Here is a 19,177-nt window from a genome sequence, read left to right as displayed (position 1 = left end):
CTAAATGGTGGCCTAAATAAAATGTCCACTGGCTCAACCCAGCTAATCGACGGAGTAAATAAACTAGCAGACGGATCTGGAAAAGTAACAGATGGTCTTGTAAAAGTAAACGATGGTTCAGGTGAACTTGCTGAGAAACTTGGCGAAGGGGCAGAGAAAACTGGTGAAGTAAAAGGAACGGATAAAACGTATGATATGTTTGCAAGTCCTGTAAAAGTGAAGACGGAGAAAATGGCGGAAGTTCCTAACTACGGAACTGGATTTACACCGTATTTCTTATCACTCGGTTTATTTGTTGGAGCATTATTATTATCAATCGTATATCCATTACGTGATACAGTTGGTGTTCCTAAATCAGGATTTAGTTGGTTTATTAGTAAGTTCGGCGTACTACTATCAGTTGGTATTATTCAAGCTATTGTGGCAGATATTATATTACTATTCGGATTAGGTGTAGAAGTACAAAGTATTCCGTATTTCATACTCTTTAGCATCGTTACAAGTTTAGCGTTTATCGCATTAATTCAATGTTTAGTAACAGCATTTGGTGATGCAGGGCGTTTCATCGCCATCATCACATTAATTATTCAGCTTACAACGAGTGCTGGAACATTTCCACTAGAATTGATTCCGAAGTTTTTACAACCATTTAATGCTTGGTTACCGATGACATACTCTGTATCTGGGTTGAAGGCAGTCGTATCAAGCGGAGACTTTAACTTCATGTGGCAAAACATAGGAATACTCATGATTTTCATCGTTACATTATCACTTGGAACAATTGCCTCCTTAACTTGGATGCACAAACGACAATTTAGAAATATTGCGGAAAATCAATCGATTGAAGCATAGAAAAAAGCACCTTTTCGGTGCTTTTTTATTTTAATGTAGGGGGGGCTTTTCTGTAGTTTACATAAACCTTTTTACAAGATATAGAGATGAAAGAAAAGGATTTACAACAATTTATAGAGAAAACTAGATATGGAGGAGTTGATATGATGAAAGGAAATCTTACTTACTATTTTATCTTAAATCCGCTAATTATCTTTCTTGTTTACGCCCTTTCACCTATCTTGTTTCATAAAGAAAAATATATAAATATGAAAGATGCATTAGGAATACTTGCAGTTTACTATGTGCTAATTAGCGGATATTACCTTATGGATGTTATAAGTAAAAGAATGAAGAAAAATAGTAAAGACAAACGATAAATTTTATTGCATAAAAACCGATGGAGGACAACAAAATGACTGAAAGTGAAATGAAATTTCGTGATACAACCATTCGTAACTTTTTCGATAAAGAGGACCGCCTAAAATCGATTCCAGGTCAAAAGAAGAAAAAACTAGTATTGTTGGAGCACTTAATTAGCAAATTAAATGCTGAAAATCAATATACGGAAAAAGAAATTAATACATTCATAAAACAATATCACGATGATTTTTGTACGATTAGACGTGAGTTTATTGTACACGGGTTTATGGAGCGAGAGGATAATATGTACCATATAAATGGGAGAGAAGTGTGGACGAAGTGGGAGGAGTTAAAATAATGAATTAGAGGGGAATCCTCACGTTATCTATCCTTCTTTGTAGTTTTTAGAAAAAGGTATGAGGTGATTCAGTGATACGATTAGCAAAAGAGATTGATGCAGAATCCATTATGAATATTAGAAAAGAAATTATATTATCAGAAACTACTACAAAGTTTTTTATAGTGTCTCCAAGTAAATTACCAAATGATATTGATGCAGAAAAAGAAAAGATACGGAAAAGCAATGAAAAAGGGAATCTTTATATCGTTTATGAAGTAGATAGTAAGGTGGTTGGCTTTTTACTTTTCAACCGCTACGAACTAGAACGTCTACGACATGCAGGTACAATGGGAATGGGGATTAGAGAGGCGTACTGTAATCAAGGAATTGGTACGAAACTAATTGAATTTCTTATTAGTTGGGCTAAAGGACAGGAAGGTTTAGAGAAAATTTGCTTAGGCGTAGTTTCTATTAATGATAGGGCGATTAAGGTGTATAAACGTATGGGGTTTGTAGAAGAAGGAAGACAAAGAAAGCAAATAAAGTATGAAGATGGATCATATGGAGATGATGTATTAATGGGTTTTTACATTGAATGAAATAAAGGAGTTTTCTATTGATAGAAAGTGGGATTCTATGAGTAATTGTATAGTCGGTGCATATTGTAGTGAAAAGACTGCCGATATTGGCAGTCTCTTTTTAGTGGAGGTGCTTAGCGAACCTTAAGTTCCAGTCGCTCTTTCTGGCGAAGGTGATGTGCAAAATGCATAGAAATAAGCTGGAACCATTCTGCTGCATGTAAGTAACCAAGCCCAGGGTGTTCGACTTTACAATCACTAGGGATAGAAGAAAGTGTTGGCTCAATGTCTTTAACAATTGTAATTAATTCTAGAAGCTGTTTCTGTACGTCTTCTTTATTAGCTGGGTTTTCAGGCGTATATCCAGGATGATCTGGTAATTTGATTTTTATGTCTGGGAAAGCTCCCATCATATATACCTTTTCCCCCATATCTGTTTTCTTGTTAGCTACAGAAGGCACTTCAGTTCTGCATTTCACGATTGCATCTAACTGCATGCGTGTAGCTGAAATTAAGTGATTATACATTTGACCGAGGGACCATTCCTCATTAGAAGGCTTCATCCTAAATTGTTCTATAGAGTACTTTTCTAATTCCTCTATGTAGTACGTTGCTAACTCTTCAAATTTCTTCATATCACTAACTCCTTTTTATGAAAATGTATTTGTTACTACCTACTATAAAGAGGTAATGCTGACAACATTATGTCAGTAGTGAAATGCAACAATTAAAGTTTTAACATTTTCTTTGCTTCATCACGGATTTTCTCAGATAGAACGTTTGGTTCAAGTACTTGCACTTGGCTTCCCCAGCTTAATACCCATTGAAATACTTCGTCTATGTTTCTTGATTTCAAAAAGACGTGAAAACCATTGTCTCTATGCTCGTATGAATCTATAAAGAAGTATCGTGATTCAATAATTTTATGTGCAATATGGGCTGGGAATAATAAATGAATCATCACAGTACGGTTGCTTTCAGGCTGATATTCTTGCAAAGAAAAGTCTTCGGGTTTTGTAAAGAATTCTTGTTCTCGCTGTAATTCCTCCATTCGATCTAAGCGGAAATTACGTATTTGTTTTCGAAGTAAACAATGGGAAACGACGTACCAAATTCCTGAAATATTGACTAAGCCGTAAGGGTGAACGGTCCGTTTTATTTTTGTAGTTTCTCTTGGTTTACGATAAGAAAAAGAGATAGCCTGTTCTTTTTGGATAGATTCTTGCAATAGGAGAAGTTGATTTTCTAGCTTTTCTTGTTCAGATTGCTGATGCGAAAATATAGGAGAAAGGAAACGGAAAGTTCCTCGTAACTCTTCCACTTTCTTTTGTTGATCAGTAGGGAGGACAACCTCAAGTTTCTCTTTTGCTGATTGTGCGTGTACAGAAAAAGAAGAAGTGAAAGTTTTCTCGATATAATCACCGCCTAGTAAAAGAGTAACAGCCTCTTCAGGTGTAAGCTGAATAGGTGGTAAGAAGTAACCATCCATTAATGAATAACCGTGGCCAGGCATTGAAAAAATAGGAACACCCGATTCATTAAGTGCATCCATATCTCGATAAATAGTTCTTATACTTGTTTCGAATTTTTCAGCTAAGCTTTGTGCTGTAACAGTTTGTCTTCTTTGTAATTCAATTAATATAGCTAACAAACGATCTGTCCGATTCATGAAATATCACCTTCTATTTTTATAAATATATCTACTGTAAACTTCTAAAAGCAGTATAAATTCCCCTCCCATTAACAGACTTTTCCCTATGTATAATATTAATATAGTAAAATCATAACAACCCATATTGCAGTTTCCAATAATATACTATATAATCAGTTTAAGAAAACGTTTTCATGCAAAGGGGGAGGATTTCGTGTCGACTATAGAGGACGTGGCGAAATTAGCGGGGTTATCAAGGACAACGGTTTCTAGGGTGATTAATAATCATCCATATGTTTCAGATGAGAAGAAAAAAAGGGTTCAATTAGCAATGAAGCATTTAGGCTTTGTTCCTAATTCTGCGGCGAGAAGGCTTCGTAAACAAAAAACGGAAACAATTGCGGTGCTAGTTCCAAGGATTACAAATCCTTTTTTCAGTAGATTTATTGAAGCAATCGAGATTGCAGCTTCTGAACATAAATATAAACTGATTATTTGTCAAACAAGATATTTACCTGAAAAAGAGATGGAGTATTTACAATTATTATCTACGAAACAAGTAGATGGGATTATTCTATGTTCACTAGAAAATCCGTGGGAAGATGTAGAGCCATACTTACAGCACGGTCCAATCGTGTTATGTAATGAATATATTGAGGAAGCAAATATTCCAACAGTGAAGTTTGATCATGCGCAAGGAGCATACATAGCTGCGAAGCATGTGTTAGATCAAGGATATCGCAATCTTATTTTTTGCCGTGGTAACGAAACCAAATTAGTTAGCCAGCAGCGAAAAATGGGCTTTTTACGTGCAATAACTGAGAAGAGCCGCCAAGTAGAAGCGATTGATTTTCTTGAAAACGCTTTCTCTTGGGAGGATGGAAAACGAATATTCCATGAAGTATTAAAGGACAAAAAAAATCCTACCGCGATTTTGGCAGGAGGCGATGAGGTAGCAGCTGGAATTATCTCAGAGGCGAAGCACCATAACTGGAGCATTCCAGATGATCTCGCTGTTATCGGTTTTGATAATCAAATATTATCACAGATTACAGAGCCAGGTATTACGACAATTGAACAGCCAATCGATGAGATGGCCCGAAAAGTTGTCGACCTGATGATGGATAAAATCCATACGAAAAATTATCGACAAAAAGAATTGTATGAGTTTGAACTGGAGCTCTTGGTGAAAGGTTCAACGATGAAGAAGGATACGATGTTATTAGCCTAGTAGACTATGTCTGCTAGGTTTTTTTATGTTCATAAATTACTATTCTTCGTGAACGCAGTCATCACATTTGTTATGGTATGCTTCGTGTTGCTCATCAATTTCTTTCCCACAGTGCGCACAAGTTTTCGTCGGTAAATTTCTGAAAAATTCCATTGGTTGATCGATCATGTCAATCCCTCCATTTCCATTTCTTACTATTATTGTATTAGTACAAAAAATAAAAGTCAACAACTGTTTTATAACAAAATTGAAAATTAATGAAAAAGTTTAGGAAATGGATTATAGTTAACAATGTAGAATGTAAGTGAAACATGCATTCCTACTCGGTTTTAGAAAGGATGGATACATATGAAAATGACTGTTGTCGGCTTTTGGGGCGGATTTCCAGAAGCGGGAGAAGCAACGTCGGGGTATTTGTTTGAACACGATGGTTTTCGTTTACTTGTAGACTGTGGTAGTGGTGTACTAGCACAGCTTCAAAAATATATAACACCATCTCATATAGATGCAGTTGTACTGTCACACTATCATCACGATCATGTTGCGGACATTGGGGTATTGCAATATGCGAGATTAATTACGAGTGCAACAACAAGGCAACTACCGGAATTACCAATATACGGTCATACGTTTGACGAGAATGGATTCCATTCTTTAACACATGAACCACATACGAAAGGAATCGCGTACAATCCAGAAGAAACACTTCAAGTTGGACCGTTCTCGATTTCGTTCTTAAAAACTGTTCATCCTGTTACATGCTTTGCGATGCGTATTACAGCTGGAGATGGTGCTGTAGTATACAGCGCTGATTCAAGTTATATTCCTGAATTCATTCCATTCACGAAAGATGCTGATCTTTTCATTTGTGAGTGTAATATGTATGCACATCAAGAGGCTGCAAAAGCAGGGCATATGAATAGTACAGAAGTAGCAAGTATTGCAAAAGATGCGAATGTAAAAGAACTTTTATTAACGCACTTACCGCATACAGGAAACCCATCTAATTTAGTAACAGAAGCAAAACAAATTTTCAGTGGCCATATTACGCTAGCGCATAGTGGCTACGTATGGAACTCATGAGGTGATACGATGTTATTTATTGATAATAAAGGAATTACAGATCCTAGAATAAACTTAGCGATTGAAGAATATTGTGTGAAAAATTTAGATATTAACGAAACATATTTACTGTTCTACATTAACGAACCTTCGATTATCATTGGTAAAAACCAAAACACAGTAGAAGAAATTAATGCAGATTACGTAAAAGAAAAAGGTATTCATGTCGTTCGTCGTCTATCAGGCGGAGGCGCAGTATATCATGATTTAGGAAACTTAAACTTCAGCTTTATCACGAAAGATGATGGAGATAGTTTCAGCAACTTCAAAAAATTCACAGAGCCTGTAACGAAAGCGCTTGGTAAATTAGGTGTAAATGCAGAACTAAGTGGTCGTAACGACATTTTAGCTGAAGGAAGAAAAATTTCAGGTAACGCGCAGTTCTCAACGAAAGGTCGTATGTTCAGTCACGGTACGTTACTATTTGACTCTGAAATCGATCACGTCGTATCAGCACTGAAAGTAAAAATGGATAAGATCCAATCAAAAGGAATTAAATCAATCCGTAGCCGCGTTGCGAACATTACAGAGTTCCTAAACGAAGAAATGACGACAGAAGAGTTTAGACAACTTCTTCTAGAAACAATTTTCGAAGGAGAAACAGAAATCCCAACGTATGAATTAACAGAAGAGGATTGGAAAGAAATCCATAAACTTTCTGAAGAGCGCTACCGCAATTGGGACTGGAACTACGGAAAATCACCGAAGTTCAACTTACAACATTCACACCGCTTCCCAGTTGGACAAGTTGACGTTCGTCTGGAAGTGAAAAAAGGAACAGTAACAGAATGCAAAATTTACGGCGACTTCTTCGGTTCACTAGATGTTCATGATATCGAAGAGCGTCTAACAGGCGTTCAGTTCGATAAAGATGCATTCACTGCAGCTTTAGAAGGCGTAGATATCGCACGCTACTTCGGTAACATTACAACTGAAGATTTCTTACATTTATTCTTCTAAAAATGAGGGAGGCTGCCATAACGGGCAGCCTCTTTTTTTGCGTAGATTGTCGCGTTTTTTCGGTAAGTCGATATATTCGAAAAATCGCGGATATAATTTCATTCACCATAAAATCACAGGACATCTGCCTCTTATAAAGGAATATATATATTCAAAAGGAGGCGGATTGATATGAAAAGGGTAATGTACGTTGTATTATTACTCAGCTTTGTCATCGGAATGACAGCGTGTAACAGTGGATCGCCCTCAAGTCGTACAATTTTGTCTATCGGAAAACCAGCGGAGGATAATGTTATATATTTTACGCATACAGATAACAAACGAAAGATACATGATATACAAGACATGTTTCAAAATAAGAAGTGGAAAAGAAATGAAACATTCAGCACTGTTAATAAAACGCCAGATGTCGTCTTATCAATAGATGAAAACAACAAAGGGTTACCGGCATTATATGTTACCGTGTATTTTCATGAAAATGGAGCGGACGCGATCAACTTGTTTGGAGAGCATACGACGTTAAATAAAGAGGAACTTAATAAACTTAGAGAAAAGATGAATGCATATTATCCTAAAATGATTTCTGGTCTAGTTTCATAAATTACTTGCAAACAAAATCCCCTTATTCTTCCAAAGTAAACTAAGAGTAGGTGATCTGTCTATATGCAGTTAATAGAATATCACTTGCCACTTTAATTTTCTTTTAATATAATTAATTTAGAATTTTTAAATATTCTAAATTTTATAAAGGTGGGGTTTTTGTGAATCTCGTTCAATCTTTGGCTGAAACGGCAAAAAAGAAGGGGGATAAACCGGCTTATATATTTATGGATCAGTCGGTCTCATATGACCAATTAAACAAAATGGTCACAAGGTTTTCTGGCAATTTAGCAGAAATGGGCATTGGAAAAGGGGACAATGTCGCATTAGTTGTTGGGAACTCACCACATTTTTTGGTCGGTTTATACGGAACAATGAAAGCCGGAGCAACTGTTATTCCAGTTAATCCAATTTATACAGCAGACGAAATGCATTACATTTTACAAAATGGAGATGTAAAAACAATCATCGTACTCGACGTCCTTCTACCTGTTATACAATCTCTTACAACAAGACTTCCTTCATTAGAAAACATCATCATATGCGAAACCTCATCAGATTTTAACCATACAGAAACCGAAAAAATGAAAACGTTTACTAGTTTTGTGGGGGCTGGAGATTTACAATACGAAGGCCCTGAACTAGATGAAGAGGATGTAGCGGTTATCCTATACACTTCAGGTACAACTGGAAAACCGAAAGGCGCTATGCTCACACATAAAAATTTATATAGTAATGCGAATGATGTTGCGTCTTATTTACAATTTACTGCTGACGATCGCGTCGTTGCGGCACTGCCAATGTTCCATGTATTCTGTTTAACAGTTGCGGTAAATGCACCGATTGTGAACGGAGCAACGATTTTAATGTTACCGAAATTTAGTCCGAAAGAAGTATTCCGTATTTGTCGTACGTACGAACCAACGATCTTTGCTGGCGTACCGACGATGTACAATTATTTATATTTATTTGAAGAAGCAAGCGCAGAAGATGTGAAGACGCTTCGCCTTTGTATTTCCGGTGGTGCATCGATGCCTGTTGCTCTTCTGCAAAACTTTGAAAAACGTTTTAACGTTATTGTTTCAGAAGGATACGGTTTATCAGAAGCATCACCAGTTACTTGTTTCAACCCGCTAGATCGTCCTCGTAAACCAGGATCAATTGGCACAAATATTTGGCATGTAGAAAATAAAATTGTAAATGAACTTGGGGAAGAAGTACCTGTCGGCGCAGTCGGCGAATTAATCGTTCGCGGACCTAACGTTATGAAAGGATACTATAATGCACCAGAAGATACAGCTGCGACATTGAAAGACGGCTGGCTATATACAGGTGACTTAGCGAAAATGGATGAAGAAGGTTACTTCTATATCGTTGATCGTAAAAAAGATATCGTCCTAGTTGGCGGTTATAACGTATATCCTCGTGAAGTAGAAGAAGTATTATATACGCACCAATCAGTAGCTGAAGTTGTTGTAATCGGTGTTCCTGATGAAAACTTAGGAGAAGCTGTGCGAGCGTACGTCGTTTTGAAGCAAGCAAACGTAACAGAAGAAGAACTAATGCATTACTGTACGTTACATTTAGCGAAATATAAAGTGCCGAAAAGCATTGAGTTTTTAATAGAATTGCCGAAGAATACGACGGGTAAATTGTTAAGAAGAGCATTGAGAGAGAAAGCGATGCAAGTGTAATGAAGAAAAGGTCTCCTAAAATATATTTTAGGAGACCTTTTCTTTGTTTATCGTAATAACTTTTTCTCATATGAAATGTAGTAGGAAGTTTGTATATATAATAGCGGAGCGTGTTCAAATAACTATTTGGTACTAGTAGTAATGAAGATATTCTTCCTACTTTCTTACATGAAATTTTTAATTTTGGATATTTGTATCATATGTTTCTGCAACAAACACAAAGTCTACATGCTCTTTATCAATAAAAATACTTGTTTTAGATGGAAGACCTGTTATGGTAGAAACAATATCAACCTCAACAAGGTCAAATCCTACACGATAAGCATCTACAATTTCAATTCCACCAGTTAGAAAATGCAATCCATCCCCAAATGACTTAAATACAAATACATTTTCTTTCAAACTTTTATTATCCATTTCAATCCATTCTTCGTTAATATAAATCTTAAATGTCGTGCACTTTGGAACACACTCGATGTGATGTATCCCTTTATAACTATTAAGTGAAAACATATAGGTATGAGTTTCTTTAAAGTTAATATCTATCCCGTATTTAAAAGCAAAGGTTTTATATACCATCTCATAAAACAATGGCATTACAATATCATCCCATGCGTCATAGGCAAAAGCATGAATTGGTATTAGATGAGGATATAAACTTACAATCGCTTTTTGAAAATTAAGTAAGATGGTTGTATCTGTAATTTCTTTTAAAGAATCATCTATTTCATGATCATAATCTTTCGAAATTCTGTTATCAATCATATGAAAAACTCCTTACATAGTCTTCTATATACTATGTTTTTCCGCATCATCAGTTTGTTCTTTCTCCAACTAAATTGCAAGTTTAACCGATGATTCCAAAAAAGCCCTTGTCTTATTTTATCAATCGTTAAATGGATTGGGAGCAATGCTATTACATGGGGCGAGATTTGGAGTAGAGGGTTTCCTCATTGGTTCAAAGAAAAGTAAATAAACAAGCAAACAAAGAAGATAATAAAATATTGTTAATTGATTAGAGAGTTTCGCGGATATAAAATAACTCTAAAAATGTAAGGATATATTTTGAGAACGTATGATTATATAGTATATTTGTTGATTCGAATCTTTAAAAGGAGGGGAAACATGGGGGGAATAATAGGGATTATTCTGATTATAGGTGGTATGATTCCATTAATTTATGCAATGATACAAATCTATCGGAAATGGAAAGAAAAAGGGCCTTCTTTTGCTCTTAAATCAATAATTTTCCTAGCCGTAAGCATTTTGCTAGATACTGCAACAACTATTATATTGTGTATAGTAGCAGTATTCATTGGTATTTGTTTAATCATCTATACATAATAAGTTCAAGAAGGCTAACTTATCGATTGTTACTAATTGGAGGGATTATATGAACTTCATTTTACATGGATCTAAACATACAGTTTTAGCTTCCGTTTTTGACTCATTTCAAGGTAGGGAAAAAGAGTTTAATTGGCTTATAACAGACATAGAGATTGTCGCACATCAGGAAGAGAAACTTATCCGAGATTATCCTAAAATGTCGCATCCAATAGTTTGGATAGCAGGTGAAGATCTTTCAAATCTCGTAAAGAAATATAATCCTCAATTTATTTGGGGCGTACTATCTGCGTTTGATAAGTCTATAAACATTGATATTAATAATTTGCTTGTAGAGCCCTATGCAAATGGAAACGAAGGGCTCTGGGTACCAATTCCAAATATTCAGCACCCTCAAGCAAAACTTGAAATTGTTTGTTGGGATTCCAGTTTGATGTTGTTATTAAGTAATGATATAAATATTAATGATAAATTTAGAAATTACTTTAAAGAAGCTAGGGATTTAAATGCCTATAATTCGGAATTTTGATTTTAAATTTGGGTTTTCCAAATGAAGATTATGTAAATATATATAAGCAAACTTTCCTTTTAAGAAGGATTGCTTTTTTCGGTACTGGTGCAACCTTTAACTATGACCACGTAAATAAAATGAAAGATGTAATAGTAAGTACATTGAATAGTATTCTACTTTCTGGACGCTATGAATATGACCAAGTGGGTAACCGTACGAAGATGAAATATGAGAAAGTGCCGGCGGAAAATTAGCAGTATTTTAAGGTGTTAAATATGGTAAGAAGGCAGCAAAGTGGATAGGTAATAAGGAAAGGAATCTCTATATAAAAAATCAAGTTATCAAAGAACTATGAAGGTGAAATTCTCTCGCTGGAACTAAAAGAAGGATTAAATCAATATTTTAAAAAGGGAAAACAGTATATAGAAGTTTTTCCGCTAAAGAAAAACAGCTATCCGAAAGAACGTGTTCACCTCGTATATAAAAATATAGAAGTACAATCGAAGAATACATACCCAATCATGTCCGTAGCATGGGATGATTTGGATGATGATATCAAGGAATATTATGGATTAAAATAAAGGCATTAAAATATAAAAAGTGCACCCAACAATCTGGGTACATTTTTTCATAACCATTATATATTCCTCCTCATCAATTCCCCAACCTGTGTCGCGATATACTCAATATCATCATCAATTTCATCCAATACGTAAGATTCCAAAATGCCCATGACAGCTGTTCCTAAAAATTTTAAAACGATATGTTTATCAATGTTTTTATTGACTGAAGTATTTGCATTTAGTTTTTTCTCTAGTTCACTCATGATGAACGTTAGGAACTTTTTTTGAAATGATAAGGTGCTGTTACTTCTAAATAGTGCCGCAAAAAATGGTTTGTGTTCTTTGAAGTATTCAAACCATATGATTGTTCCTTCTATAAATTCTTTGTTTTGCTTCTCGTAGCATATTTCTTTTAATTGGTCTAAATGATCGTCCACAATTTTATCTAATAAATTGTACTTATCTAGATAGTGTAAGTAAAACGTTTTTCTTCCGATGTTTGCTTTTTCGGTAATGTTTTTAACTGTAATTTCATCAAATCCATCTGTAATTAACATTTCTATAAATGCCGATTGAATGGCGTTTTGTGATTTTATAATTCTTCTATCGATTTTCTCCATATCGTGTTCCTCCGTTGTTGATACACATATTTCTTTATGTGTGTATTATCACCCAAATGCGTAAATGTGGTCATTGAAACAAGGTTCTACTCATTTTATTATAAATATACACGCGAGTAATAACTCTCACAAGTGTAAAAATAATAATAATAAGATAAGGGCGGTTTTATATATGGCAGTTACGAAGGAAAATATAAGATTTTATGCAAGAGGTTTACAAGTTACAGGTATTTTGAACATTCCTGAAGGTGCTGAGGAAAAGAAACAAAATCCATCGATTGTTTGTGTGCATCCAGGTAGTAGCTGTAAAGATCAAACAGCAGGATTGTATGCCGAGAAGTTAGCGGAACAAGGATATGTAACGCTTGCGTTTGATGCGTCATATCAAGGTGAAAGTGAAGGTACACCGAGATATATTGAAGAGCCAGCTGCGCGAGTTGAGGATATTCGCTCAGCAGTAGATTATTTAACTACTCTTCCTTATATAGATGAAGAACGTATCGGTGTGTTAGGTGTTTGTGCAGGCGGTGGTTATGCGGTAAATGCTGCGATGACAGAGCGCCGCATTAAAGCGGTTGGTACAGTTGTTGGTGCAAATATCGGTCGTTTAAATCGTGAGTCTAACCCGATTGGTGTGTTAGAGGCAATTGGTAAACAACGTACTGCTGAAGTACGCGGAGCAGAGGAAATGATTACAAATTGGATTCCTAAAAATCAGGAAGAGTTAGTAGCAGCGGGTATGACCGATATAGATATTGTAGAAGCAGTTGAGTATTACACAACGCCGCGAGGGCAAAGTGTTAACTCTCCAAATAAGTTAAACTTTACGAGTATGGGATCGGTAATTGGTTTTGATGCGTTCCATTTAGCAGATACGTTATTAACGCAGCCGCTGCAAATTATTGTCGGCAGTAAGCAAGGTGCATTTGGTTCTTATAAAGATGGTCATGAGCTGTATGAGAAAGCAGCTTCAGAGAAAAAAGATTTACTTGTTGTGGAAGGTGTGAGTCATTACGATTTATACGATCAACCAGAACCAGTAAGAATTGCAGTTGAAAAATTAACAAGTTTTTATAAAGAGCATTTGTAAAAACAATGTTGATATAAATGGTGCCTATAGTTGTTAGATACAAGTCTAACAACTATAGGTTTTTACTATGATGAGCGAAGTGCTTAATATTTACGTTATAAGTGCATAACAAGTTATAATAGAAGAAATCAATAAGGAGGCTGGCTGTGAAGAATCTTCGTTATCTCAATATATTTACGATATTAATTATATACACACTACTTATGTTTTACATTGGCTGGAACGGCTGGGTTTGGCTTCATGCGGTATTTGGCTGGGAATCTTGGGGATATTACGCTTTCGTAGTCGGATTTATTTCATATGCGTACATTCTCGTGCAAGTGTTTAAGTTTCTGCCATTTCTGCGAACGATAGGTTCGATTTGGTTTGCAGTTATACAATATGCGCTTATGTTGTTGCCATTAGCTAATATTATGGTCTTTCTTTTACAGTTTTCAGCAGAGAAAGAAGCGGCAATTATTTGGACAGGGGCGGCTGTGATAGCTGCATTTATCTTTATCTTTGCGTATGGAGTATTTAATGCGTATAGTCCGGTAGTAAGAAAGTACGAGGTGCACATACCGAAAAAGGTAGAGGGGCGTAAAAGTTTACGCATTGCGATGGCTTCTGATATGCATTTCGGTAAACTGTCTGGCGTTTCGCATTTAAAAAGACTTGTTCGTCATGTAAATGAGATGGAACCTGATATTATTTTACTGCCAGGTGATATTATCGATGATCATCCAGGTGTGTTCATTCAAAAGAATATGGGACCAATCATGAAACAAATGAAAGCACCATTAGGCGTATATGGCGTATTAGGAAACCATGAATACTACGGTAGAGCGGTTCCAGAGTTTTTACAAGAGATGGATAAGATTGATATTCGTATTCTTTTAGATGAAGTAATTACAATTGAAGATGACTTTTATCTCGTTGGAAGAAGAGATAAAACAGAGCGAGATCGTCAAAGCTTTGAACAATTAATGAGTACGGTAGATAAATCGATGCCTGTTATCGCAATGGATCACCAGCCATTTGAGTTGAAACAAGCAGCAGCGGCAGGTGTAGATTTATTATTATCCGGTCATACGCACCGCGGACAAATGGCGCCCAATCATATTGTAACGAGAAGAATGTACGAGCTAGACTGGGGATACGCACAAAAAGGCGCGTTCCACGCAATTGTTTCTTCTGGATTTGGGTTTTGGGGACCACCGCTTAGACTTGGTAGTAGGTCGGAGATTGTGCAGGTAGAAGTTACATTTGAATAGGGGTTATGAAATAGAGAGCTGATGGCTCTCTATTTTTTTTAATAAAAACAAATAACAATAAATATTTATGTTGGTGCTAATTTCATAAAAGAGATAAGATTATAAGACTCGATCAAAATAAAGGGGGATTGTAAGTGATCATATCAGATGTACTATACGGAGAATTTGAAGTGGATCAAGTAGTAGAAGAATTAATTTCAAGTAAGTCTATGCAAAGGCTAAAAGGTATTCATCAAAATGGCGCAAGTTACTTAATGAACGAGAAATGGAATGTAACGCGCTTTGATCATTCAGTTGGTGTTATGTTATTAGTTAAAAAATTAGGTGGTTCAGTAAAAGAACAGATTGCTAGTTTACTGCATGACGTATCGCATACTGCTTTTTCCCATGTGATTGATTACGTTTTTGATAATGAAGATGAAAGTTATCATGAAGAGATATTTAGTTCTGTTGTGAAAAACTCAGAAATTCCAGCGATTCTTGCGAAGTATGGTTATAACTATGAAGATATTTTGTTAGATGATTCGAAATGGACGTTACTCGAAAGGTCAGCACCAGAATTATGCGCAGACAGAGTGGATTATACATTACGAGATATGTATACATATGGGTATGTTTCTTTAGAAGAAGTTCACAGTTTTTTAGAAGATGTCATCGCTGTAGATGGGAAAATGGTTGTTCAAAGTGTCGAAATGGCAGAATGGTTTACAGAAACGTATTACAAGGAAGTAATCGATTTCTTTATGGAACCAATGAATATTTACGGAAATGATATGTTAGCGAAAACGTTAAAGGTAGCTCTTCATAAAAGGATTATTCATGCAGATGATTTTCTTCTTGAAGATGAGGAGCTTATTTCGAAATTGCAACAATGTAATGACCCCGAAGTAGAAGCTTTATTAAGCAAAGTTCATCGAAATGTAAAAGTAAAAGAAGATAGAAACGATTATGATTTACATCAGAAAAATAAAGTGCGTCTTATTGATCCGCCGTTACTTCGTGAAGGAAAAATCGTTCAGTCGTCTGTTGTGTCAGAAAACATAAGACAGATGAGTGATATTGCTTATGAAAAAGCGGTGAGAGGGATGTATGTGAAATTGATTTCGGAATAAAAAAGAAGTAGCGCATCTTTTTTAGAGCGCTACTTCTTTTTTATTAATTATCAAACCAATTCCAAATCTCAATATCTCCAAGAGTCGCATAACGTACGTGCGGGGAGTTTTGTAATTTTAATAACTCTTTCGATGGGCCAGTAATAACAATTCCGTATACTTTTACACCGTTATCCTTTACATATTGATAACGTTTATCTAAGTTTAGTTCTTTCTCAGAAAGCGCTGCTATTTTGCTTACCGTTTTTTTATGGATAGAAAGGACGCGCATCATTTCGGTTACTTTGTCTTCTTGCGTTTTCTGCCCGTCAGTTTCATTATCGAGGAATCTTACATGTTCTGGAAACCCTATAGCTTCTCCGCCATGTAGGATATAGTCATCTACATTTTTTCTTTCTTGTCCTGTATCTAAAGCGTACCATACAGGAGTTGGAGGGAGTTCTTGTGCCTCGAATATGCTATATAAAAGCGGTTCTAATTCTTTTAAAGTGTAAGCTTTATCAAAAGAAATTGCTACTTCTGCAACGGTTCCATCATGTACTTTTGCAAGTGTATCCCATACTTTTTTTGATGAATCCTTTAAATAATCACCCTGCTCTGTTTTGGGATGAACAAAGAAGAGTTTTGGTTGATAGAACGGATTCATCCAAGTTTGCTTCGTGATATCTACAGATGATAAGAAGCTTTTTGTTTCTATTGTACCAAGTGGCATTTCTTTTTTACCGACGGTTCTTACTAAATCAAATTGGCTATTTGTACGGAAAAAAGCTTCTACACTTGTTCCGCCTCCCATAACGCGGCTATTTGGGATAGTTGCTTCAAGTGCCAGCGAAGGAACCTCTCTAATTTCTTTTAGCCTTTTATCATTATTAGCTTGAAAATAAAAGGCTGATAATACCCCGCCGATTATATAGATAACGATGCAAATTGATAATATAAAACCAAACGTTTGTAAACGATGTTTCCACTTAATTCTCCAAAAAGGAATTTTAAGATCTTTTGGAGGTAACTTTTTCTTAATTGGTTCTGTTTTTGTTAACAGCTCATCTAAGTAAGCTTCACACTCTTCACATGACTCAATATGACTTTCTAACAGTTCTTGTTCATCATGCGTGAGCGTTCCATTTTCATACTTCTTCCATAGTTTTTTAAATTCTGCACAGCCCATCTGTATCACTCCTTTATGCTTTTTATTTCTTTTCGTCCCCTGTGTAATTCAATTTTCACTTTCGCTAATGAGAGACCAGTCATTTCTGCTATTTCCTTATAGGAGAATCCATAGTAATCTCGTAGTAGCAGGGCATTTCGTCTTTCGAGCGGAAGAGCGTATAAACTTTCTAACCAACTAGCAATCTCAAATTTTACGAAATATGCATGTTCTGTACTTGGAACGTTTGGTAAATGGAATTCTGCAACTTCTGTTGTTTTATATTTCTTTTCGATACCAATCGATAAAGGCATTGTAGGCAATTGTAAATAACCACGGCCTAATTTCTTCGCCTTTATAATAATCAATATGGACGAGCATTCGGTAAAATGTTTCTTGCATGAGATCTTCCGCATAGTGGGAATCTCCGGTTAGGGAGAGAAGATAGCGAAATAAATCTTGCATATGCTCGGAGTAAATGTCTTCTAATGATTGTTTGCGTTTCACTACATTTCCCTCCCTTCATACATAACAACGAAATACATATAAAAAAGTTACAATTTTTTATGGAATTATAGTAAAAAACGTCAAGAATTGGATTGTGTTCTCTTTTATCATAATACATATAAGGCGGGTGAACAGAGATGGAAAGCTATGAAACACAAATTCAAAGGTCAATTGATTATATTGAGGAAGATGTAATGGAAAAACAGACGCTGCGTAATTTAGCACGTATTGCAGGTTTTTCTGAGTCGCATTTTCATCGTGTATTTCAGGCATTAGTAGGTGATACAGTAATGGAGTATGTTCGAAAGCGGAGGTTAGCCCGGGCAGCTTATCAACTTTCTCATACGGATGAAAAAATTATTGATATCGCATTTGAGCATGGCTTTCAATCTCACGAAACGTTCACGAGAGCCTTTAAGAAATTATTTCAAATGACACCGAGTGAATATCGAAAACAAGAAATTGAAACACCGATGTATTACAGCGTGAATGTAAAGCAAAGAAAATTAAATCCGTATTTAGGAGGCATACAAATGGAATATCGTATTGTAAATAAACCAGAATTTTTAATGGCAGGTTATGAACTGAAGACGACAAGTAAAGAAGGGAAAAACCATCAAGACATCCCAGCATTTTGGCAAGAATATTTACAAAAAGATCTTGGAACAACGATTCCGAATCGTAAAGATACGAGCCAATGGGTAGAGCTTGGATTATGTACTGATTTTAATTTAGAAACAGGCGATTTCACTTATATTATCGGAATGGAAGTTACAGACTTTGAAAATGTACCAAATGAAATTGCAAAGCGTACTTTCCCGGCAGCAACATATGCAGTATTTACAACGCCGAAAGTTCCTCATAAAGAAATGGTATCGTCTATTCACCAAACTTGGAATGCAGTATTCTCAGAATGGTTCCCGCATTCAGGGTATGAACATTGCGGAGTTACAGAGTTTGAACTGTACGATGAGCGTTGCCACGAAGATAAGAGTGAGTTTGCACAAGTAGAGCTTTGGATACCGGTGAAGAAAAAATAATAGGGTAAGAGCGAATCATTGGGAGATGGTTCGCTTTTTTTATAAGTGGATTGTTAAATTTGTATTGTTTTATCTGTAATACATTTAAAAATGGTAAAATAAAGTAGCAATTAAATATTGCGGGTGGAAGGTTATGCCCTTTCTTCATTTAATGGAGTAAGGAGGTGTAATCGTATGGAATTTCTTTTGCAAATTTTGTTGGAAATCACAAAAACTATAGCTAGAGAAGGTATAGTTTTGGGATTTAAGAAATTAACGGCAAAAAAGCGCAAAAAGAAGACCACCCGTCTGCCTGCGAAGCGTGGGAAGTCTTCTAAGCGCAAATAAGCTTTAGTTGCAACCTTCCACCTCGCGGTAATTAGTTGCAGTGACGGGGTGTTGGAAGCACCTCGTCTACTTCATTTTATGCAAAACTTATTTAGTTTATACTTCTATTTATAGTATAACAGTTTAGAAATGTATTTGTTAATAGTTTTATTTTTACTTTGTATAGTAGGGGAAGTAGACTGGTATTGTTGGTTTTTGTTGGCAATTCGATATATCTTAAAAATCGCTGATATAACTTCATATACCGCCGAACTATCGCAATAAGCTAGAATAAAAGGCGAGTAACATAATTT

The 19,177-nt window shown here is 35.7% G+C and carries 23 protein-coding genes and 1 pseudogene; 17 read left to right on the top strand and 7 right to left on the bottom strand.

The window, feature by feature from the left end:
• From MR167_RS07305 to MR167_RS07290, 4 genes are all read left to right on the top strand, one after another.
• Positions 1-852: YhgE/Pip family protein (locus MR167_RS07305; protein WP_242314270.1), on the top strand; the 852-nt coding region annotated here is incomplete at its 5' end.
• 143 nt (positions 853-995) lie between these two features.
• The gene (locus tag MR167_RS07300; protein WP_106103662.1) at positions 996-1,211 is read left to right on the top strand and encodes a hypothetical protein; all 216 of its coding nucleotides are present in this window, start codon (positions 996-998) and stop codon (positions 1,209-1,211) included.
• Between the two features lie 35 nt (positions 1,212-1,246).
• A complete protein-coding gene (locus tag MR167_RS07295) occupies positions 1,247-1,552 on the top strand; it encodes a DUF2087 domain-containing protein (protein WP_142313048.1) in 306 nt (101 codons plus the stop codon).
• A 71-nt stretch (positions 1,553-1,623) separates the two neighbouring features.
• Positions 1,624-2,133, top strand: coding sequence for a GNAT family N-acetyltransferase (locus MR167_RS07290; RefSeq protein WP_098095434.1), 510 nt, complete (start codon positions 1,624-1,626; stop codon positions 2,131-2,133).
• A 113-nt stretch (positions 2,134-2,246) separates the two neighbouring features.
• Here the strand turns inward: MR167_RS07290 and MR167_RS07285 are convergent, their stop codons facing one another.
• Both MR167_RS07285 and MR167_RS07280 read right to left on the bottom strand, forming a co-directional pair.
• Entirely contained in the window at positions 2,247-2,747 is a 501-nt protein-coding gene (locus MR167_RS07285; protein WP_098095433.1) for a DinB family protein, read from the bottom strand.
• 92 nt (positions 2,748-2,839) lie between these two features.
• Complete coding sequence (locus MR167_RS07280) at positions 2,840-3,781, bottom strand: helix-turn-helix transcriptional regulator (RefSeq protein ID WP_242314268.1); 942 nt, start codon at positions 3,779-3,781, stop codon at positions 2,840-2,842.
• 196 nt (positions 3,782-3,977) lie between these two features.
• Here MR167_RS07280 and MR167_RS07275 point away from each other — a divergent pair, with 196 nt between their 5' ends.
• A complete protein-coding gene (locus MR167_RS07275) occupies positions 3,978-4,994 on the top strand; it encodes a LacI family DNA-binding transcriptional regulator (RefSeq protein ID WP_000103710.1) in 1,017 nt (338 codons plus the stop codon).
• A gap of 39 nt (positions 4,995-5,033) precedes the next feature.
• Here the strand turns inward: MR167_RS07275 and yhfH are convergent, their stop codons facing one another.
• Positions 5,034-5,162 carry a protein YhfH gene (gene yhfH / locus MR167_RS07270; protein ID WP_000567010.1) on the bottom strand — a complete coding sequence of 43 codons (129 nt, stop codon included), beginning with the start codon at positions 5,160-5,162 and terminating at the stop codon, positions 5,034-5,036.
• A 180-nt stretch (positions 5,163-5,342) separates the two neighbouring features.
• Between yhfH and MR167_RS07265 the strand changes: the two genes are divergently transcribed.
• The 4 genes from MR167_RS07265 (at position 5,343) to MR167_RS07250 (ending at position 9,370) form a co-directional block, all read left to right on the top strand.
• Complete coding sequence (locus tag MR167_RS07265) at positions 5,343-6,077, top strand: MBL fold metallo-hydrolase (protein ID WP_000784692.1); 735 nt, start codon at positions 5,343-5,345, stop codon at positions 6,075-6,077.
• A gap of 9 nt (positions 6,078-6,086) precedes the next feature.
• Entirely contained in the window at positions 6,087-7,076 is a 990-nt protein-coding gene (lplA, locus tag MR167_RS07260; protein WP_000897258.1) for a lipoate--protein ligase, read from the top strand.
• A gap of 171 nt (positions 7,077-7,247) precedes the next feature.
• Positions 7,248-7,676: a hypothetical protein gene (locus MR167_RS07255; RefSeq protein WP_199669536.1), complete on the top strand. Its 429-nt coding sequence runs from the start codon at positions 7,248-7,250 to the stop codon at positions 7,674-7,676.
• Positions 7,677-7,837: 161 nt separating this feature from the next.
• Positions 7,838-9,370, top strand: coding sequence for a fatty acid--CoA ligase family protein (locus MR167_RS07250; RefSeq protein WP_001055145.1), 1,533 nt, complete (start codon positions 7,838-7,840; stop codon positions 9,368-9,370).
• Between the two features lie 177 nt (positions 9,371-9,547).
• Here the strand turns inward: MR167_RS07250 and MR167_RS07245 are convergent, their stop codons facing one another.
• Positions 9,548-10,135, bottom strand: a complete 588-nt coding sequence (locus MR167_RS07245) for a hypothetical protein (protein ID WP_000566767.1) — start codon at positions 10,133-10,135, stop codon at positions 9,548-9,550.
• 360 nt (positions 10,136-10,495) lie between these two features.
• Here MR167_RS07245 and MR167_RS07240 point away from each other — a divergent pair, with 360 nt between their 5' ends.
• Genes MR167_RS07240 through MR167_RS07230 form a run of 3 tightly spaced genes read left to right on the top strand, consistent with a single transcriptional unit; the run spans position 10,496 to position 11,479 of the window.
• A complete protein-coding gene (locus tag MR167_RS07240; protein WP_000508807.1) occupies positions 10,496-10,714 on the top strand; it encodes a hypothetical protein in 219 nt (72 codons plus the stop codon).
• A 49-nt stretch (positions 10,715-10,763) separates the two neighbouring features.
• A complete protein-coding gene (locus tag MR167_RS07235; protein WP_001009366.1) occupies positions 10,764-11,243 on the top strand; it encodes a hypothetical protein in 480 nt (159 codons plus the stop codon).
• Positions 11,240-11,479, top strand: coding sequence for a hypothetical protein (locus tag MR167_RS07230; RefSeq protein WP_000602694.1), 240 nt, complete (start codon positions 11,240-11,242; stop codon positions 11,477-11,479). The genes MR167_RS07235 and MR167_RS07230 overlap by 4 nt, the downstream gene beginning before the upstream one ends.
• A gap of 383 nt (positions 11,480-11,862) precedes the next feature.
• Here MR167_RS07230 and MR167_RS07225 read toward each other — a convergent pair whose 3' ends face one another.
• Positions 11,863-12,408 carry a TetR/AcrR family transcriptional regulator gene (locus tag MR167_RS07225; RefSeq protein ID WP_098437611.1) on the bottom strand — a complete coding sequence of 182 codons (546 nt, stop codon included), beginning with the start codon at positions 12,406-12,408 and terminating at the stop codon, positions 11,863-11,865.
• 172 nt (positions 12,409-12,580) lie between these two features.
• Between MR167_RS07225 and MR167_RS07220 the strand changes: the two genes are divergently transcribed.
• From MR167_RS07220 to MR167_RS07210, 3 genes are all read left to right on the top strand, one after another.
• Positions 12,581-13,498 (top strand): alpha/beta hydrolase, encoded by a 918-nt coding sequence (locus MR167_RS07220; protein ID WP_000301540.1) that lies wholly within the window; start codon positions 12,581-12,583, stop codon positions 13,496-13,498.
• 146 nt (positions 13,499-13,644) lie between these two features.
• A complete protein-coding gene (locus MR167_RS07215; RefSeq protein WP_000793748.1) occupies positions 13,645-14,751 on the top strand; it encodes a metallophosphoesterase in 1,107 nt (368 codons plus the stop codon).
• Between the two features lie 134 nt (positions 14,752-14,885).
• Positions 14,886-15,863, top strand: coding sequence for an HD domain-containing protein (locus MR167_RS07210; protein WP_000587072.1), 978 nt, complete (start codon positions 14,886-14,888; stop codon positions 15,861-15,863).
• A gap of 43 nt (positions 15,864-15,906) precedes the next feature.
• Here the strand turns inward: MR167_RS07210 and MR167_RS07205 are convergent, their stop codons facing one another.
• The gene (locus tag MR167_RS07205) at positions 15,907-17,031 is read right to left on the bottom strand and encodes an anti-sigma factor (RefSeq protein WP_025966997.1); all 1,125 of its coding nucleotides are present in this window, start codon (positions 17,029-17,031) and stop codon (positions 15,907-15,909) included.
• A gap of 5 nt (positions 17,032-17,036) precedes the next feature.
• A pseudogene (locus MR167_RS07200) lies at positions 17,037-17,517 on the bottom strand (RNA polymerase sigma factor).
• A gap of 137 nt (positions 17,518-17,654) precedes the next feature.
• Between MR167_RS07200 and MR167_RS07195 the strand changes: the two are divergent.
• Both MR167_RS07195 and MR167_RS07190 read left to right on the top strand, forming a co-directional pair.
• Positions 17,655-18,557 carry an AraC family transcriptional regulator gene (locus MR167_RS07195; protein WP_242314266.1) on the top strand — a complete coding sequence of 301 codons (903 nt, stop codon included), beginning with the start codon at positions 17,655-17,657 and terminating at the stop codon, positions 18,555-18,557.
• A gap of 174 nt (positions 18,558-18,731) precedes the next feature.
• Positions 18,732-18,884 carry a hypothetical protein gene (locus MR167_RS07190; protein ID WP_000394945.1) on the top strand — a complete coding sequence of 51 codons (153 nt, stop codon included), beginning with the start codon at positions 18,732-18,734 and terminating at the stop codon, positions 18,882-18,884.
• Positions 18,885-19,177: the final 293 nt, after the last annotated feature.

This window comes from Bacillus cereus group sp. BfR-BA-01355 (assembly GCF_022663675.1).
Taxonomy (GTDB): domain Bacteria; phylum Bacillota; class Bacilli; order Bacillales; family Bacillaceae_G; genus Bacillus_A; species Bacillus_A thuringiensis_S.
This window is presented reverse-complemented; position numbering and strand designations above follow the sequence as displayed.

What these genes read in the sequence shown, in the direction of transcription:
- MR167_RS07300 (WP_106103662.1), top strand. Translation starts at nt 996, where the DNA reads ATGATGAAAGGAAATCTTACTTACTATTTTATCTTAAATCCGCTAATT.
- MR167_RS07295 (WP_142313048.1), top strand. Translation starts at nt 1,247, where the DNA reads ATGACTGAAAGTGAAATGAAATTTCGTGATACAACCATTCGTAACTTT.
- MR167_RS07285 (WP_098095433.1), bottom strand. Translation starts at nt 2,747, where the DNA reads ATGAAGAAATTTGAAGAGTTAGCAACGTACTACATAGAGGAATTAGAA.
- MR167_RS07280 (WP_242314268.1), bottom strand. Translation starts at nt 3,781, where the DNA reads ATGAATCGGACAGATCGTTTGTTAGCTATATTAATTGAATTACAAAGA.
- yhfH (WP_000567010.1), bottom strand. Translation starts at nt 5,162, where the DNA reads ATGATCGATCAACCAATGGAATTTTTCAGAAATTTACCGACGAAAACT.
- MR167_RS07265 (WP_000784692.1), top strand. Translation starts at nt 5,343, where the DNA reads ATGAAAATGACTGTTGTCGGCTTTTGGGGCGGATTTCCAGAAGCGGGA.
- lplA (WP_000897258.1), top strand. Translation starts at nt 6,087, where the DNA reads ATGTTATTTATTGATAATAAAGGAATTACAGATCCTAGAATAAACTTA.
- MR167_RS07255 (WP_199669536.1), top strand. Translation starts at nt 7,248, where the DNA reads ATGAAAAGGGTAATGTACGTTGTATTATTACTCAGCTTTGTCATCGGA.
- MR167_RS07245 (WP_000566767.1), bottom strand. Translation starts at nt 10,135, where the DNA reads ATGATTGATAACAGAATTTCGAAAGATTATGATCATGAAATAGATGAT.
- MR167_RS07240 (WP_000508807.1), top strand. Translation starts at nt 10,496, where the DNA reads ATGGGGGGAATAATAGGGATTATTCTGATTATAGGTGGTATGATTCCA.
- MR167_RS07235 (WP_001009366.1), top strand. Translation starts at nt 10,764, where the DNA reads ATGAACTTCATTTTACATGGATCTAAACATACAGTTTTAGCTTCCGTT.
- MR167_RS07225 (WP_098437611.1), bottom strand. Translation starts at nt 12,408, where the DNA reads ATGGAGAAAATCGATAGAAGAATTATAAAATCACAAAACGCCATTCAA.
- MR167_RS07220 (WP_000301540.1), top strand. Translation starts at nt 12,581, where the DNA reads ATGGCAGTTACGAAGGAAAATATAAGATTTTATGCAAGAGGTTTACAA.
- MR167_RS07205 (WP_025966997.1), bottom strand. Translation starts at nt 17,031, where the DNA reads ATGGGCTGTGCAGAATTTAAAAAACTATGGAAGAAGTATGAAAATGGA.
- MR167_RS07195 (WP_242314266.1), top strand. Translation starts at nt 17,655, where the DNA reads ATGGAAAGCTATGAAACACAAATTCAAAGGTCAATTGATTATATTGAG.
- MR167_RS07190 (WP_000394945.1), top strand. Translation starts at nt 18,732, where the DNA reads ATGGAATTTCTTTTGCAAATTTTGTTGGAAATCACAAAAACTATAGCT.